This is a genomic window from Bacillus sp. F19, assembly GCA_023823795.1.
Classification (GTDB): domain Bacteria; phylum Bacillota; class Bacilli; order Bacillales; family Bacillaceae; genus Bacillus_P.
Genome location: CP085710.1, coordinates 4,331,850 through 4,347,923, shown reverse-complemented (window position 1 = coordinate 4,347,923; position 16,074 = coordinate 4,331,850). Strand labels below are relative to the sequence as shown.

Genomic DNA, 16,074 nt, shown 5'->3' with positions numbered 1-16,074 from the left:
CTACTCCTTCAGCACGGCTTGAATATAGATTGATGGATCAAGCAGCGTTTCAGCAGCTTGAGTGATATATGGTGCAACTGCTTCCGTTCCAACCCCAAAAGCAATCGATAGAGCAATCAGGACAGCGATTGGAAAGAGAAGACCTTTTGTCGAGCCTTTCTCCTGTTCTTTCGCAAGCTTGACTTCACCCCAGAATCCATTGATGAAAATTTTCATAATGGAGTAGAGAACAAGCAAGCTTGATAGCAGTACAAATAAAGCAAAGACATATTCTCCGGCTTCAAATCCGCCCTGGACAATTTTAAGCTTGCCGACAAAACCGCTTAATGGAGGAATACCGGCAAGGGCAATGGCGGCGATAAAGAACATCCACGCCAGGAGAGGATGATTTTTCAGCAGTCCGCCCATTTTCCGTAAATCACTTGTTCCTGTAATCACAATCATGGCACCTGTAAGCATAAAGAGGGCGCCTTTGATGATCATATCGTGGATCAAGTAGTAAATGGCCCCTTCAATCCCAGGTGAATTAAAGACCGCAACTCCAAACAAAATGACGCCTACTGCGACAATGATATTATAAATCACAATCTTTTCTATATCCCAATATGCAACTGCTCCAATCACTCCGAACAGAATGGTCAGAACAGAGAGCCATGCTAAAATCTGATGCGTATAGCCCGTGTCATGAATGAAAATGAGTGTATATACCCGGGTAATGGAATATACGCCGACCTTTGTTAACAAAGCTCCAAATAAAGCTGTTACCACAGCTGGAGGCGCCTGATAAGATCCCGGCATCCAAAAGTAAAGCGGAAAGATTGCACCTTTCATGCCGAAAACAACTAAAAATAAAATCGCAATAACAGTCAATATCCCTGTTTGTCCGTTTTCACTGATTATCTGACTCAAATCTGCCATATTCAGTGTGCCGGTTACTGCATATAAGTAAGCAACGGTGATGACGAATAAAGCTGAGGAAAAAATATTCACTATAATATATTTAATAGATTCCCTCAGCTGCGGTTTTGTTCCGCCAAGGACAATCAGTACATACGAGCTCATAAGCATCACTTCAAAAAAGACAAACAGGTTAAAGATATCGCCAGTTAAAAAAGCGCCTGTTACACCAGTCAGCAGGAACTGAACAGCCGGATAAAAGTAAAAACGCTCTCTTTCATCCCCGATTGAATGGAAGGCAAACAGAATAGAAGTCAGTCCGATGATGCTGGTTGTTAAAACGAGCAGACTGGAAAACATATCTGCAACGAATACAATCCCGTATGGAGGCGCCCAGCTTCCGATTTCCACTGTGAGAATACCATTTTCTCTGACATTCAAAACGAGCAGAAAAGAGATGATAACTGCTATTAAAGATGCAATGACGCTCATCCATTTTTGGATGGTTATATACTTATTGAAAAAGATTAAAAGAATACCTGCCAATAATGGAACAATGAGAGGCAGCATCACGATATTATTCATTATGATCATTTCCCCTTAACTGATCCATATCATCACTCCCGAGTTCCTGATACGCTCTGTAAGCTAAAACAAGCAAGAAGGATGTAACACCAAAGCTGATAACAATTGCCGTTAAAATCAAAGCCTGCGGCAGAGGATCGACATATGATGAAGCTTCTTCGCCAAGCAAAGGCGCAGCGCCTTTTTTCAGGCCTCCCATAGTAAGGATTAGAAGATGGGCGCCATGACTGAGCAAGCCTGTACCGATAATAATGCGAAGCAAGCTTTTTGAAAGCATTAAATAAGTTGCAGCCATAAACAATAAACCAGAAACGATTGCCATTAAAATCTCCATTATTCCGTCTCTCCAATCGTCTGAATAATGGTCAGAGTTACACCGATAACAACCAGATATACACCAAGATCAAACAAGACTGCTGTTGCAAACTCCGTATCTCCGAGAATCGGCAGATCAACGTGACCGAACGTATGGGATAAAAACGGAACGCCGAAAAAGAAAGAGCCGACACCCGTTAATACAGCAATCAGCAGTCCTGCTGCAGCAAGATTAATGTAATTGACAGGAAGAATATTGATCACTGTTTTTACATCATAAGCAAGCAGAAGCAGCACAATCGCGGAGGAAGTCATTAATCCTCCAATAAATCCGCCGCCAGGTGTGTAGTGCCCGGCGAAAAAGAGGTAAATCGAGAAAATGATGATAATGAAGAACACAACTTTAGTAACCGTCTGCAGAATCACATCGTTTGTTTTGATATGTGTTTTTTTCATCCTTCCTCCCCCTTTGCCATCCGAAGTTTGACCATGGCGTAAATACCAAGTGCAGCTATGGTAAGAACAGTAATCTCAAACAAAGTATCAAAACCGCGGAAATCTACCAGTATGACGTTGACCATATTTTTTCCGCCGGCTTCTGTATAGCTGTTTTCAATAAAGAAAGATGAAATTGTTTCGCTGACACGATTGCTGTTTGCCGAAATAGCGACTAATGTGACAACAAGGCCTACTCCAAATGAAATGAGGAAATTGACCAATCGGAAGCTGAGCTTCTTTTCTCTTTTCTTAAAAGAAGGCAGGAAGTAGAAGCAGAGCAAAAACAGCGCCACCGATACCGTTTCAATTACAAGCTGGGTAAGAGCAAGGTCTGGTGCGCGAAACAGGACAAAGAACAGGGCTAAACTGTAGCCGACTGATCCGAGTGCAATAATAGCGGTCAATCTGGATTTTGAAAATAAAATCGTGAACGTTCCAAGCACCATGGCAAAAGCAAGAACAGCCTCATAAATGCCAATCTCAGCTGTACCATCCAAAGTGAATGAAAATCCTCCTTTGATGACCATGGTTCCGCCTGTTATCACAATCAGGAAAACAAAAATATAGGCAAGATAATCTCTGATGAACCCTGTCATGTAAAAGCGTGTAAACGTGTTTGAATGACGTTCCATGCCGCTTAGAGAAGCATCATAGAATTTATTGAGAGCAAGTTTTTTCGGGAACAGATCATATACTTTTCTCCATTTTCCAAGTGTCAAGTATCCGATTGCACCTAGTGCGATCACTCCGATAGTCATCATTAATTCAGGTGTGAAACCATGCCAGAAGGTGATATGGACTTCAAAATTTTTGCCTGCAGGAAGCAGCGACGGCATGATCGATTCTACTGCAGGCTCAATTAGTGTATAAGACAGCAGATTCGGGAAAAATCCGAAAATCACAACAAGTGAACCTAGAATAATAGGAGAAATCAGCATGCCGAGCGGTGCTTCATGCGGTTTTCGTTCAAGCTTCTCCAATTGAACAGGACCTGTAAAAGTTTTAAATACAAGCACCATGCTGTATAAGAATGTAAAGATACTAGCAATCCACGCGAGAACAGGGAACAATAAGCTCCATGTTTCCATGTTGAAAATATCCATTTTTGTTACATTGATCATTCCGGTAAAGAACATTTCTTTACTTAAAAATCCGTTGAAAGGCGGCAAACCGGCCATGGAGAAAGCGCCAATCACAGCGATTGTGAACGTAATCGGCATAAAGCTCATCAAACCGCCGAGTTTTCGGATATCACGTGTGCCGGTTTCGTGATCAACTATTCCAGCTACCATGAAAAGACTGCCTTTAAATGTTGCATGATTGATTAAATGGAAAATAGCTGCAACAGTGGCAATGGTATAAAAATTATCATCAAGTGAATCGTAATGAAGAGCGGCTGAGCCGAGTCCGAGCAAAGACATGATTAATCCAAGCTGACTCACCGTTGAGAAAGCGAGAATGGCTTTTAAGTCGGTTTGCTTCACTGCATTTATTGAGCCCCAGAACAATGTAATGAGTCCGAAGATGCTGACAAGCCAAAACCATTCAGCCGTCATCGCAAATACAGGACTGAATCTTGCAACAAGATAGATGCCAGCTTTTACCATTGTTGCTGAGTGAAGATACGCACTGACAGGCGTTGGTGCCTCCATCGCATCCGGAAGCCAGATATAAAATGGAAATTGGGCTGATTTCGTAAAAGCCCCCAGCAGAACAAGAACAAGAGCCGGAATAAACAGCTGGTGGGTCATAATGCCCGGAACAGCTTCAATCATTTCGCGGATGCTGAACGTTCCTGTCATTAAATAGAGCAGGACAAAACCCCCGAGCATCGAAAGTCCGCCAAAAACCGTGATCATCATCGACTTTAATGCACCGTATCTTGATTTTTCTCTGTGGTACCAATAGCCGATTAATAAGAAAGATGAAAGGCTCGTAAATTCCCAGAAAGTGTAGAGCACAATGACATTATCCGAAAGAACAACGCCAAGCATAGCTCCCATAAACATAAGCAGATAAACATAAAAATGATTTAATTTTTCTTTTTCTTTTGAGAGATAATAAATCGAATACAGTACGACGAGCGATCCTATACCTGTAATCAGCAAAGCAAAAAGCAGACTAAGCCCGTCCACATAGACTGTAAAATTAATGCCGAGCGATGGTATCCAATTGACAGTTGATTGAACGGTCTCGCCGATAAACCCAAGAAAATAAACAAACAATACAATCGGCAAAATGAGAACAAACCATCCAGTATGTACGCTTCTGAAATATTTATAAAGGAAAGGTATCAGAATGGCCAGTAGAAATGGTGAGATGATAGCCGCATGCAATAACGTCATTTTTGATCCTCCTTATGATGAAATTTCACGGTCATAAGACCCTATATTGAATTTAAAATTAATTATAACGTAAAAATTTCGTTCATGCATTCCTTACACAAGTATTATTGACCTCCTTTATTTGTTCTATTAAATAAGTAGAAAGAATCAAAAATCAGCCAAAAAACAACAGATTTTTTCACTTAAGACCTGTATATTTGTTTATTTAAATGCGCATGCTGGTAATGAGGTGATCCAAGTGAATAAAAAGAAGATCATCACTGCATCTTTTATTTTCACTGTCATGTTCAGCAGTGCATGGGCTGCAAATGAAAAAACAAAACGCTCTTACATTGATCCGGTTTTCTACAATAAGAGCAAAACGGAAATGACTGAAACAGAAGAACCGTTCTACTTGTCAAATAGGGATAAAAGGATGCTTGAGAAATTTAAGCCGAGAGAATACATTCGGATTGTGAATGTGAATAAGTAAAACAGAACGTCAATCATATGACGTTCTGTTTTGTATGTGGAAAATAATTCTTGTAACCCTGATAGCACTCGGTCATAATGAATGAGTATTAAGTCAGATTAGGAGATTTATGGAATGAAAAATACATATTTTACAAGTTACTTCCCCCTGATTTCCATTCTGCTGTTCAGCACATCTTTTTCCATATCTACTGTCATGATGGTTTTAAAGGTGCTTAAGAGGCTTGGTGTTTACGGGGGAATGCTTGAATTCTTTTCGGAGAATGGAATCAAATTAGCCTTGTTTATTGTTTTTGCTCTTATTTATTTTATGATTTTTTCCGCTCTAAAGCTTATTGCAGACACAGTAACAGAGCTTTCTCTGCTGTTTTTTTCAAAGGATGTGAACGGCGAAAGCCTGAAGAAAATCAGGCTTGGATCAGCGTTCTATTTAATTGCAGCTGCTCTTTCTCTGCTGCTCTTCCAATATGGAATCGGAATTTTCGCTGTCTTTCTGCTGGCTACACTGTGTTATTTCATATTTGTTGTTTATCAGTTCAGCTTTTTCTTAACATCGTTCTCGTTAATTGGACTTGTTTTGTTTCATGTGCTGTTCTGGTCTATCTTTTTGTTCGGCCTCCTTTATATTTGCATGAGATTGTACAACAGCGTGATGGCGAGTTTGCCTGTATAGAAGAAGCCCCTCGGCTATTGCGAGGGGCTTTTCCTATAAAAATCTTTCTCTTGTTTCAGGAGTAGGGAGTGTACACGATTCCTTCTTTCCAAACCATTTGTATCTATTATTGGCAAGAAGGCTATAAACATAATCCCTGATAGGCCTTGGGATGACTATAAATAAAAAGGTTAGCCGGAATAAACCGCCAATCTCCTTTAATACGTGCAGAGCAGCGGTAGATTTGAGGTAAACCCTGTCACCATCTATATAAACAAAGCTGTCAAAATCCGAAAGAGGAAGGTTGTGATGAGCAAGAATTTGCTTTCCCGCATCAGACTGAAGGGAGGCAAACTTAAAAACAGCCTTTTTATCGTGCTTTAACACAAATTGCACGGTTCCATCACAGAAATTGCACACACCATCAAATAATAAAATTTTTCCCTTTGACATCATTTCACCCTCAAATACAAGCTATATCGTTACTTTTCCACGAATAAACAATCTAAAACTACCGATTTTTTGTGATATCCCTCCATATAAGCTGCTGCGGGGCGGATTTGGCTAAATTCTCTATGCTGACTGATTTGTCTTTGCCAATCCACACGCCGGCAGTATAGCGATCAGTTAAACCGACAAACCATAGATCTTTATAGTCATTAGTCGTACCTGTTTTGCCGCCTATATAGGGAGCGGAATGATTGGCTTTTGTTCCGGTACCGCTTGCTGTAACAGCCGATAAGAGCTTTCTCATTTCATTATTAGTTGTGCTTTTCCACACTCGTACCGGTTTTTCCTGCCATTTGTATAAAGCGTTCCCTTGTAAATCCGTTATTTTGATAATGGCATGGCTTTTATGGAAGACGCCATCATTTGCAAAAGCCGAATAGGCTTGCGTAAGTTCTAAAGGTGAAAATCCATGGGTGAAGCCGCCGATTGCTGAAGGAAGCACGTAATCGGCATCCGTTACCGAACGGAAACCGAACGGCTTTAAATAAGAATATCCTTTTTCAATGCCAACTTCATCAAGCATTCTGACTGCAGGTGTGTTGTATGATTTTTTAAAAGCCGTTTCAAGCGTCACATTTCCGTAAGTTTTCTCATCATAATTTTGGGGGCAATAGTCTTTCTTACAAAAAGGTCTTGCGCTTATAAGGGACGATACGGAAGCATTTTTCACATCTATATACGGAACATAATCGAGCAATGGTTTTATGGCTGACCCTGGCTGGCGATATGCCTGGTAAGCGCGGTTGAAATCGAATTTTTGAAAATCATGGCCGCCATATAAGGCTTTTATTTGATGAGCATGATGATCAATTACCACGCTCGCTCCTTGAACAGAAGAATCACTTAGGTGATTATTAAAAGCATCGGCAACGTTAGCCTGCAGGGCTGGATCAAGAGCCGTATGAATGATCACGCCTTTTTTCACTACTTCATGCACTCTGTTTTTAAGCTCTTCCTCAAGGAAGGCTTTTTCACCCCCGTCTGCATCTGATTTTCTTTTTGTGTAGCCTTCATTTTCAGCAATAAGGCGTTTTAGTTCATCATGTACATAGGTGACGTAGTCAGGGTAGCGGTCTGTCCGATGATGCAGATTTAATCTGATCTTTTCTGCTGAAGCAGAGTCGTATTGTTCTTGAGTAATATATTTATCGTCTAATAGATTATTAAGCAGCAGCTGCTGTCTTTTTTTTGTATTTTCAAAATGCTGGATTGGATCATATAAGGTCGGATTATTCGGAATAGCACTGATAAAAGCAATTTGAGCCAGCGTCAGCTTGTCGATTGGCTTGCTAAAATAATAATTGCTTGCCATTTGAACCCCGTAAACCCCGTTATGAAAATAGACGGCGTTTAAATAACCCTCGAGAATTTCTTCTTTTGAAAAGGTTCTCTCTATGTGATAAGAATACAGGAGTTCACTCAGCTTCCGATTATAGGTTTTCTCGTGAGATAAAAAGACATTGCGGGCAAGCTGCTGGGTGATCGTGCTTCCGCCTTGTTCGATGGATTGGTTTTTGGCATTAATCATTACCGCTCTCGCCATCCCGGCAGGATCAAATCCCATATGTTCATAGAATTTCTGATCCTCTGAAACAATGAAAATGGTTTTAACAGCTTCAGGAATCTTATCAAAAGGGACGAAGCTCCGGTTTTCTTGATTTGTGACGACCTCAGAGACGAGGGTCCCGTTTTGATCAACGATAAAACTATTTTGTGTCAGAGGAATTTCTTTTAAAGGAATTTTTTCATCTAAAACCGTTGATACAGCTTTCACATTTTTAACTTCATCCCAAGAGATCAAAAATAAAAAAATAAGAACGGGGGCCATGATAAACAGGCATATCCAGCCGATTATTGAACGCAATGCTGTCACTCGCTTTATAGGTTAATAATGTACACCTTATAGTACCATCTGCTGAAATAAGATAGAAGATATTTCCTGAAAGGGCGCGGAGGAAAAAACGCGCTCCAGTTTGGATAGCGCGTTTTCAGCTCGCTTTTGCCAGGGCTTTTTGTTCACTGCGCAGGCTTTTCCATAATAAAATCGCACTGCACAGAAACAATCCGGCTGTTACATAAAAAACAGCAGAGATTCCAAAGCTGCCTGCAATGATTCCGCCAAGAACAGGTCCGACGACATTGCCGAGAAACTTAAAGCTGACATTGTAGCCAAGGACCTCACCCTGCATAGCTACAGGTGCTGTCTGGCGGATAAATGCCGTAATGCAGGGAATGATGCCGCCAATTGCCATGCCAAACAAAAAGCGGAAAATCATCAGCTGCCATAAATTCTGTACAAGCGCCTGCGGAATAAAACAGAAGACAGAGGCAACCAATAATCCAATCAGCACTTTTTCATGTCCAATCCGATCACCAAGAGAACCCCATCTCCTTGAAGCGATTAAATTGCCGGCGCCAGTGGCGGAAAAAGCGAGTCCTGAGAAAAATGCCAGATTGGCCGGACCGTGAAGTTCGCTCACATAAAGAGCGAGCAGCGGCTGTATGCTGAAATTGCCAATTTGGACAAGGAGGGTTAAGAACATAATGGTTAAGAGGAGAGGAGATTTAAAAATATGCTGCAAGACTTGTTTTCTTGTGTACGATTTCTTTTTTTCCTCTTTTAATCCTAGCGGTGCTTCTTTAATCCCAAAAGCAACAAGAAGGACAGATATGTAAATAACGCCTGAGGTAATGAAAAACGTGTACGTAAAACCAAACTGGTCAGCGAGAAGACCTCCAATAATCGGTCCGAATAAGCCTCCTGATACCGTCCCCATCTGAAGGGTTCCGAGTGTGCGTCCTGCAGCCTCCTTTTTCGTCTGTGCTGAAATTAAAGCGAGAGAAGTCGGGATAAATCCAGTAACAGCACCCATCACCAGCCGCAGCAAAAATAACTCATGAACAGATTTTACAAAACCCATTAAAAGAATGCTTGTTGCAATGCCGGAGCCTGTAATCAGCAAAATCTTCTTATAGCCATACTTATCTCCAAATCTTCCCCATAGAGGAGAAACAAGAAAAGCCATCAAAAAAGAGATGCCAAATACATAGCCAGCCCATTTGCGCACATAGTCATCTGAGAAATCGCCAAATGTGCTTAAGTATAAAGACAAAAAGGGCATAATCATTGTCGCACTTGCTGCAACAAAAAAGTTAGCCGTCCACATGATTAGGAAATTTCGTTTTTGAATAGAAATATAAACACCTTCTTTAGATAAAAGTCCGGATTTTTACCGCAGATTAACAGGCAGTAAGTCCGAGATAAAAGATATACCCATACCTATGAAGGGATCAAAGGACAACTGCCCGTAAAAGCCCGAAAAATCAGAACACAGTCTAAGAACGCCACGTCCTGTGGCAACGACTGAGTGGCCCACATCCTGCGGGCCGTCAACCAACACTCAGTGGAAAACCAAAAACTCCACTGAGTGAAGTTTCACTTTATTTCGGGTCACTTAATATTATAAATCAATCATTTCGTTTTTAGAAATAATTTCTGAGCAATATTCATTATTTTTAGAAAAATAAAGCTATATTTTACTTTTCGGTGATATAATAGTAATAAAAAGGAAATTTCTTTTTTGTCTAATAAAATAAGTTGAAAGGAGGGGTCGTATGGCTGATCACCATCAATTAATTTTTATTGATTTTGAATTCACCATGCCAGAAGGAAAAGCCAACCCGCGCGGATTTTATCCTGAAATAATCGAAGTAGGAATCGTCTCCATCATCAATCAAACCGCACATAAACAATTTTCCTCTTATGTAAGGCCAGTTCAGTTTCCCTTTTTATCAAATCGCTGCAAATCATTTCTGCACATTTCTCAGGCACAGGTTAACTCAGGTATTTCCTTTCAGGAATTGATCACGATCTTAAAGGAGTTTGCAGACTATCCGAAGACAACCGTTGTGACGTGGGGGAATATGGACATGAAAGTACTCAGGCAAAATTGCCAGAAGAATAATGCTGATTTCCCTTTCACCGGCAAATTCAGAGATTTATCAATGGAGTACAAGAAGTTTTTTGGAGACAGAAATCAGACGGGTTTATGGAAAGCTGTTGAAGAGTATGGGAAAAAAGGAACAGGCAGGCATCATTGCGCATTAGATGATGCACTGACCACCTACAATATTTATAATCTTGTCGAAAATGACAAACGATATTTGCAAAAACCAACGCCAACGACAATCGGAGACCGGATTGATTTTTCAAAAGTCATGAACAAATTTGCAACATGAGCCAAATCACCTTACACGTGATTTGGCTTATTGATTATTTAAAGTAATCGGCCTTTAACAGCTGGATTTTCTCAAGTGACATTTTTGCCCATGGCCTTGCATCTTCTTTAAGATCGTTCTCAAGTTCGGCAACAGCTGTGCTAAGAGATTCATGGTAAGACGGGATGCTTCCTTCATATTTACGGACCATGCTCTTTGGAATATTGGTTTGCTCATGCTCTGCAAGGGCTCTGCGTTCATGAAAGAGAGGAACCTCTGCTTCCTTTGGCATATGCAGGTCCCCCTGAAGCGGATGTTTTATAACGGCTTTTACTTTTACCAAATAATGCTTTGGCCGTACATTTGTGATTTCTCCGATATATTTTCCGGTTTTATAGATGCCTGTCACGATTTCCCCAATAATAAGTTCTTCTCTCATTTTTATGCCCCCTGTTTTTAAATGGTGCAAATCCCCATTTATTTTTGAAGTTATTTTAATAATAGAGTGTTTATAGACATCAGTTCAAGAATTATTGTGGAGCTTGGGGCTGAAACTTGTTATAGTTAAGTGGATAAAGGTAAGGAGTGATCGTTTTGTTAAACGCTTTCATAATAGGTCTGTTTCTCTATTTTCCTGAAGACAAGTCTGAGTACCTTCCAGCCGGGATTACCATGTTCATCTGTTTCGTGGCCGCTGCAGCAGCGTTCATGTTTATTAAGAAAATCTCGAAAAAAGAAGAACTGAAAGCAGAGGAATTTGAAAAAAACCTTAAAGCCGCTCATAGAAATAAATTGTAAGATGAAAGCCAATTCCAATTTCGGGGTTGGTATTTTTTATAGGATCAGATTTCAAATAGTCCCTTGCATCTATGTCTAGCTGCAGATCCTCGCTTAGAATGGTTCTGAACAAGGCGGGCTTTTAAGCTTTTCTTGATTTTCCAGAATAAAAAACACACACTATGCAAAAAATGGTAAGAAGTACATATTTCTGGAGGAAACAATGAAAAAACGTATTGTTCCGGCTGTCATATTCCTTTCATTCCTAAGCGGGTGCATGGAAGAGGCACCGACAAAATTAAATGTAGAAATGTTTAATGAAAGCGGAGATTCTCTTGGAACAGTGAAATTCTCCGAACAGGCAAAAGGCGTAAAATTGGAATTGGTTTTAGAGGGGCTTCCTCCTGGAGAGCATGGTTTTCATATTCATGAGAATGCAAAGTGCGAGGCGCCGGAGTTTAAAAGTGCAGGCAATCATTTTAATCCAGATGAAAAGCAGCACGGCCTGCTGCATCCAGAAGGATCTCACGCAGGTGATCTGCAAAACCTGATTGCGGATGAAGATGGGCATGTTGAGGCGGAAATTGCAGCACCGGCTGTGACGCTGAAAAAAGATGCAAAAAACTCTTTATTAATGAGAGAGGGTACAACGCTCATTATTACTGAACTAAAAGACGATGGAATGACTCAGCCATCCGGTGATTCAGGCAAACGCATCGCATGCGGTGAAATTACTGAAAAAGAAGGAAAGCGTCCTGATAAGAAGGAAGTAAAGCCTGCAGAAGAAAAACAGTGATCACTTAACAAGTAAAAACGGCCCTTCAGGCCGTTTTTACTTTATTTCCGCGATTTGATTACAGTCTGCTTTTACTTTTGAGAGAGGCAGTCCGAAAAAGGTATAAAACTGGACAGTCGTTTCATAGCATTTCTGATTAGAGCCTTTTTGCTCTTTGATGCTCAGCACTTCCTCGTTCAGGGAAAGTGCACGCTGAAAGGAGTTAAAGTGAAGTGTTTGAATCGTGTCAATCGCAAGGGCAGCTTCTTGCTGCATTTCTTCATTCGGTATAGCTTGTGCGCCGTTCCCTATTTGCTTCGGGATAAAGAAGGCTGCGGTTAATAGGCATAAGGTCAGCAGAAAAATCAGCATGAATCGGTTCTTCAGTAAAACCCCTCCTCATGTTCTTTTCGTCTGGACACTTCACGTCTCTATGGTCAGTTTATTAAGTAAACAAAAGAAACATTCGAACTATTGAGCATCTGATTGAATTGGCAGAGAAACTGTGACAGTTGTTCCTTCGCCAACTGCACTCTGATAGCGTATAGGACCGCCGTGGTGATGGATGATGTAATTCGTAATTATATCCTGAGCTTGATCAAGCTCTGATAATACTAATTCGAAATAGTCCTTATTTTTATGTTTGTTCTCCTGTAGTTCCTGACCCATCAATTGAATAAAACCCCTCACTGCCGTTAATGGATTGCGGACTTCATTTATAAAAAAATAAACAGGGGATATGAATCGAAATGACGCTCATAATTAAACCGGATCGCCTGCATGCCAAGTATTCTTGAAAGACAAGTAAAGACGAAGTGGTGAAATATCTGACCTTTTGAAACAATCCCTGAAGAACATGCTTATCTTGAGAAAAAACAAGGTTCTCCGTTTTTCTGATTATCATTTACAAATAGGATTTTCTAACATACAAAAAGCCATAATCTCAGTTATGGCTTTTGCAATTTAAGAAAATGCTTTTTCAAGACGTTTTAACCCCTCAAGTACAACTGAACGTGGACAGCCAATATTCATTCGGACAAAACCTTCGCCGCCCGGACCGTATTTTGTGCCTTCTTCAAGAGCAAGTCTTCCTTTTTCAAGCAGTAATTCCTTCAATTCAGCGTCTGTTTTTGAGAGGCTTCTGCAGTCAATCCAAACGAGGTAAGTGGAATCTGGCTGAATCACTTTTAACGCAGGCATTTTTTCAGCGATAAAGGAAGTGACCGTATTTACGTTTCCTTCTATGTATGTTTTTAACTCTTCTAGCCAAGGATCGCCATAAGTATAAGCAGCTTCCATGCCTGTGATGCCGAATGTATTTAATGTGAAAAAGCCCTGTCTTTTTTGAAAATCCTCATATTTCGTCCGAAGATCTTTATTTGGAATGATAATCGCAGAAGATTGCAGACCTGCAAGATTGAACGTTTTGCTTGGTGACATGCATGTGATGGAAAGGTTGGCAAGCTCCCCCGAAATGGAGGCAAAAGGCACGTGCTCATGCCCAAATAACATTAAATCCGAGTGGATTTCATCTGATACCACGATTACATGATGGGCGGCACATAACTCGCCAATCTTTTTCAATTCATCTAAAGACCAGACTCTGCCTCCAGGATTGTGGGGGCTGCAAAGCAGCATGAGCTTAACATCAGGATCTGAAAGCTTTTCTTCAAGATCTGTAAAATCAATTTCATAGTGACCCTTCACAAGTCTTAATTGATTATTAACGATGGTGCGATGGTTTTTTTCGGTTATATCAAAAAAAGGATGGTAAACGGGAGACTGAACGAGGACGCTGTCACCAGGCTCTGTCAGTGACTGAATGGCCATGCTTAAAGCTGTCACAACACCTGAACTGAAAACAATCGATTCTTGTGTAATGTCCCAGTTGTGGCGTTTTTTCATCCACGTCTGCACGGCTTTTTTTGCCCCGAACCCTGCAGATGTATAGCCGAAAATCCCATGGGATGCCCGCTCTGCAAGAGCCGCAACTACTTTTTGAGGGGCCATGAAATCCATATCCGCCACCCACATAGGCAGAACATCTTTACTACCGAAAATTTCCTCCGTATAATCCCACTTTACTGATTGAGTATTGTATCTGTCAGTTGTTTGATCAAAAGGATTCATTTAAACACTCCTTCTTTCCTGTTTGTGTGCACTATAAAGGCTGTTCTGCTTTCCGGTGACTGGCTCCGCCTCCTAACCCCTTGCCGTAACAATTTCATGAATTCTTCCGGGGTCTGTTCAGCCGGTTCCGCTTTTCGTGGTGCCAAGCTTCACCTCTTAACCCCTCGGCCAGAACAAATTCCCTCAGGAAAGTCAATCCCGGACTTTTCGGGTGAATTGTTATCTGTCTGCCCGAGTCTAAACAGTCGGTTTCGCTTTTCGTGGTGTCCAGCTCCACCTCCCAACTCCTCGGCCAGAACGGAATCGCCAGTAAAGGCAAAAAGCGCCTTTACTAGCGATTCCTTATCTGTCTGTCGGAGCTAAACGGGAGGTTCCGCTTTTCGTGGTGTCCAGCTCCACCTCCCAACTCCTCGGCCAGAACGGAATCGCCAGAAGGCAAAAAGCGCCTTTTCTGGCGATTCCTTATCTGTCTGCCTGCGCTAAACGGGAGGTTCCGCTTTTCGTGGTGTCCAGCTCCATCTCCCAACTCCTCGGCCAGAACGGAATCGCCAGTAAAGGCAAAAAGCGCCTTTTCTGGCGATTCCTTATCTGTCTGCCTGCGCTAAACGGGAGGTTCCGCTTTTCTTTTATAATATCTATGATAAAATAGCTATGCAAATGAAATGGATGGTGATATTAAGTGGAAATGAAAGAAGCTAATGAGCAGATGCTCGAAATTTTATATAAGTGGGATCCGTTACATTACGGTGCGGAAGCTTACGAAACAGAAGTATTCGATGTTTTGCAGGCTGTTCATGTTTCAGAAGCGCCTTCCGCTTTGTCCAGAAAAATTCAGTCTATTTATGAATTCTCCTTTGAAGAAATTATTCCATTAAAAGAATGTGAAAAAATAGCTATTGAATTGCTTCTTATAAAAAATAATGCAGCTTGTGAACGGTAAACGGCCGTTCTCAGCTGCATTTTTTGTTTTCACTTTTTGCATGTTACACGCAAAATTCGAAAATTCGTTCGGAAACGAAATCAGGACGCTCTTCTGGAACTAGATGTCCTGTATTTTTTAACGAAAAGAAATGAGAATTTGGAAGATCTTTATTCATGCGTTCACCGATCTGCACGGGAACGACTTTATCTTCCTGTCCCCAAATAAGCAGGCTCGGTGTTTCAATTTTTTTTAAATCATCTGCAGATAAATCACCTTCACGGTCACGAATCATGCGAGATAAAGCCATAAAAATCCGGTCATCATAAAACGGCTGAATATAGCCATCCATCATTTCCTGATCAATCAATGAATGGTCATAAACGACATTGCAAAGGTTTTTCCTTACTCCCTGCCGGCTCATAATATGTTTGATGCAAAGATAGAAATAAGGCACATATGAACCGAATATAAGGGAGGGATGAGATCTTTTCATATATCCTGAACTGCAAAGAAGGACAACCTTTCTGAACATTTCAGGCATTTCTTTTAAAGCGTACAAGGAAATTTGTCCGCCCATCGAATGTCCAACAAGAATGGCGTCATCCACTTGAAGGTTTTTTAAAAGCTCAATGACGACTTTAGCCATATTGCGGTATGAGTAAACAAATGCAATGGACTTTTCCGACTGCCCAAAAGGAGGCAGGTCAACCGCAATAATACGATACTCAGTTCTTAAATACGGGATCAGCCGCCGGTAGCTGAATGTGGAAGAAAGAAAGCCGTGGATCAATACCATTGTAGGTTTTCCAGGGTTCTCATAGAGCTCGTAATGAACATGAATGCCCTGTATCTTCATCTTGAATTCCTGTTTATTTTCAAAAGTCACCATAATCATTCACTCCAGCACTTATTCTGATTTTCTTAAAGAGATAAGAAAATATAACATTTTGCGCATTGATGGCGAGCGAAATTGCCCAAC

At 41.0% G+C, this 16,074-nt stretch carries 17 protein-coding genes and 1 pseudogene; 6 read left to right on the top strand and 12 right to left on the bottom strand.

Translation table 11 applies throughout. The annotated features are described in order from the left end of the window. From LIT25_22420 to LIT25_22405, 4 genes are read right to left on the bottom strand one after another with little or no spacing between them, the layout of a single operon-like run. Complete coding sequence (locus LIT25_22420; protein USK33252.1) at window positions 1–1,482, bottom strand: Na+/H+ antiporter subunit D; 1,482 nt, start codon at window positions 1,480–1,482, stop codon at window positions 1–3. Next, window positions 1,475–1,816: a Na(+)/H(+) antiporter subunit C gene (locus tag LIT25_22415; GenBank protein ID USK33251.1), complete on the bottom strand. Its 342-nt coding sequence runs from the start codon at window positions 1,814–1,816 to the stop codon at window positions 1,475–1,477. Before LIT25_22415 ends, LIT25_22420 begins: the two co-directional genes overlap by 8 nt. Further along, entirely contained in the window at window positions 1,816–2,253 is a 438-nt protein-coding gene (locus LIT25_22410; protein ID USK33250.1) for a Na(+)/H(+) antiporter subunit B, read from the bottom strand. The genes LIT25_22415 and LIT25_22410 overlap by 1 nt, the downstream gene beginning before the upstream one ends. Beyond that, complete coding sequence (locus LIT25_22405; GenBank protein USK33249.1) at window positions 2,250–4,640, bottom strand: Na+/H+ antiporter subunit A; 2,391 nt, start codon at window positions 4,638–4,640, stop codon at window positions 2,250–2,252. The genes LIT25_22410 and LIT25_22405 overlap by 4 nt, the downstream gene beginning before the upstream one ends. A gap of 238 nt (window positions 4,641–4,878) precedes the next feature. Here LIT25_22405 and LIT25_22400 point away from each other — a divergent pair, with 238 nt between their 5' ends. Together LIT25_22400 and LIT25_22395 are read left to right on the top strand one after the other, a co-directional pair. Then, on the top strand, window positions 4,879–5,112 hold the full coding sequence (locus LIT25_22400) for a hypothetical protein (GenBank protein USK33248.1): 234 nt from the start codon (window positions 4,879–4,881) through the stop codon (window positions 5,110–5,112). A 114-nt stretch (window positions 5,113–5,226) separates the two neighbouring features. After that, window positions 5,227–5,784, top strand: a complete 558-nt coding sequence (locus LIT25_22395; GenBank protein USK33247.1) for a YufK family protein — start codon at window positions 5,227–5,229, stop codon at window positions 5,782–5,784. A gap of 33 nt (window positions 5,785–5,817) precedes the next feature. Here the strand turns inward: LIT25_22395 and LIT25_22390 are convergent, their stop codons facing one another. From LIT25_22390 to LIT25_22380, 3 genes are all read right to left on the bottom strand, one after another. Continuing rightward, on the bottom strand, window positions 5,818–6,216 hold the full coding sequence (locus tag LIT25_22390; protein ID USK33246.1) for a thiol-disulfide oxidoreductase DCC family protein: 399 nt from the start codon (window positions 6,214–6,216) through the stop codon (window positions 5,818–5,820). 58 nt (window positions 6,217–6,274) lie between these two features. After that, window positions 6,275–8,146, bottom strand: a complete 1,872-nt coding sequence (locus tag LIT25_22385) for a penicillin-binding protein (GenBank protein USK33245.1) — start codon at window positions 8,144–8,146, stop codon at window positions 6,275–6,277. 115 nt (window positions 8,147–8,261) lie between these two features. Beyond that, window positions 8,262–9,470, bottom strand: coding sequence for an MFS transporter (locus LIT25_22380; protein ID USK36377.1), 1,209 nt, complete (start codon window positions 9,468–9,470; stop codon window positions 8,262–8,264). Between the two features lie 418 nt (window positions 9,471–9,888). On the opposite strand from LIT25_22380, the gene kapD reads away from it, so the two are divergent. After that, complete coding sequence (gene kapD / locus LIT25_22375; protein ID USK33244.1) at window positions 9,889–10,512, top strand: 3'-5' exonuclease KapD; 624 nt, start codon at window positions 9,889–9,891, stop codon at window positions 10,510–10,512. A gap of 34 nt (window positions 10,513–10,546) precedes the next feature. On the opposite strand, the gene LIT25_22370 is transcribed toward kapD, so the two are convergent. Then, window positions 10,547–10,930 (bottom strand): kinase-associated lipoprotein B, encoded by a 384-nt coding sequence (locus tag LIT25_22370; protein USK33243.1) that lies wholly within the window; start codon window positions 10,928–10,930, stop codon window positions 10,547–10,549. Between the two features lie 155 nt (window positions 10,931–11,085). Between LIT25_22370 and LIT25_22365 the strand changes: the two genes are divergently transcribed. Beyond that, window positions 11,086–11,289 (top strand): hypothetical protein, encoded by a 204-nt coding sequence (locus tag LIT25_22365; GenBank protein ID USK33242.1) that lies wholly within the window; start codon window positions 11,086–11,088, stop codon window positions 11,287–11,289. 202 nt (window positions 11,290–11,491) lie between these two features. Next, on the top strand, window positions 11,492–12,064 hold the full coding sequence (locus LIT25_22360) for a superoxide dismutase family protein (GenBank protein ID USK33241.1): 573 nt from the start codon (window positions 11,492–11,494) through the stop codon (window positions 12,062–12,064). A gap of 36 nt (window positions 12,065–12,100) precedes the next feature. Here LIT25_22360 and LIT25_22355 read toward each other — a convergent pair whose 3' ends face one another. The 3 genes and pseudogenes from LIT25_22355 to LIT25_22345 form a co-directional block, all read right to left on the bottom strand. Further along, window positions 12,101–12,415: a hypothetical protein gene (locus LIT25_22355; GenBank protein USK33240.1), complete on the bottom strand. Its 315-nt coding sequence runs from the start codon at window positions 12,413–12,415 to the stop codon at window positions 12,101–12,103. A 195-nt stretch (window positions 12,416–12,610) separates the two neighbouring features. Next, window positions 12,611–12,763: pseudogene (locus tag LIT25_22350) on the bottom strand (hypothetical protein). A gap of 243 nt (window positions 12,764–13,006) precedes the next feature. After that, entirely contained in the window at window positions 13,007–14,173 is a 1,167-nt protein-coding gene (locus LIT25_22345) for a pyridoxal phosphate-dependent aminotransferase (GenBank protein ID USK33239.1), read from the bottom strand. A gap of 685 nt (window positions 14,174–14,858) precedes the next feature. Here LIT25_22345 and LIT25_22340 point away from each other — a divergent pair. Beyond that, entirely contained in the window at window positions 14,859–15,113 is a 255-nt protein-coding gene (locus tag LIT25_22340; GenBank protein USK36376.1) for a YugE family protein, read from the top strand. A 43-nt stretch (window positions 15,114–15,156) separates the two neighbouring features. Here LIT25_22340 and LIT25_22335 read toward each other — a convergent pair whose 3' ends face one another. After that, entirely contained in the window at window positions 15,157–15,984 is an 828-nt protein-coding gene (locus LIT25_22335; GenBank protein ID USK33238.1) for an alpha/beta hydrolase, read from the bottom strand. Between the last annotated feature and the right edge of the window lie 90 nt (window positions 15,985–16,074).

Bases quoted from the DNA above. Each gene is read 5' to 3' on its own strand.
- LIT25_22395 (USK33247.1), top strand. From the start codon at position 5,227: ATGAAAAATACATATTTTACAAGTTACTTCCCCCTGATTTCCATTCTG.
- LIT25_22345 (USK33239.1), bottom strand. From the start codon at position 14,173: ATGAATCCTTTTGATCAAACAACTGACAGATACAATACTCAATCAGTA.
- LIT25_22335 (USK33238.1), bottom strand. From the start codon at position 15,984: ATGGTGACTTTTGAAAATAAACAGGAATTCAAGATGAAGATACAGGGC.
- LIT25_22405 (USK33249.1), bottom strand. From the start codon at position 4,640: ATGACGTTATTGCATGCGGCTATCATCTCACCATTTCTACTGGCCATT.
- LIT25_22390 (USK33246.1), bottom strand. From the start codon at position 6,216: ATGTCAAAGGGAAAAATTTTATTATTTGATGGTGTGTGCAATTTCTGT.
- LIT25_22340 (USK36376.1), top strand. From the start codon at position 14,859: ATGAAAGAAGCTAATGAGCAGATGCTCGAAATTTTATATAAGTGGGAT.
- LIT25_22410 (USK33250.1), bottom strand. From the start codon at position 2,253: ATGAAAAAAACACATATCAAAACAAACGATGTGATTCTGCAGACGGTT.
- LIT25_22360 (USK33241.1), top strand. From the start codon at position 11,492: ATGAAAAAACGTATTGTTCCGGCTGTCATATTCCTTTCATTCCTAAGC.
- LIT25_22420 (USK33252.1), bottom strand. From the start codon at position 1,482: ATGAATAATATCGTGATGCTGCCTCTCATTGTTCCATTATTGGCAGGT.
- LIT25_22370 (USK33243.1), bottom strand. From the start codon at position 10,930: ATGAGAGAAGAACTTATTATTGGGGAAATCGTGACAGGCATCTATAAA.
- LIT25_22355 (USK33240.1), bottom strand. From the start codon at position 12,415: ATGCTGATTTTTCTGCTGACCTTATGCCTATTAACCGCAGCCTTCTTT.
- kapD (USK33244.1), top strand. From the start codon at position 9,889: ATGGCTGATCACCATCAATTAATTTTTATTGATTTTGAATTCACCATG.
- LIT25_22415 (USK33251.1), bottom strand. From the start codon at position 1,816: ATGGAGATTTTAATGGCAATCGTTTCTGGTTTATTGTTTATGGCTGCA.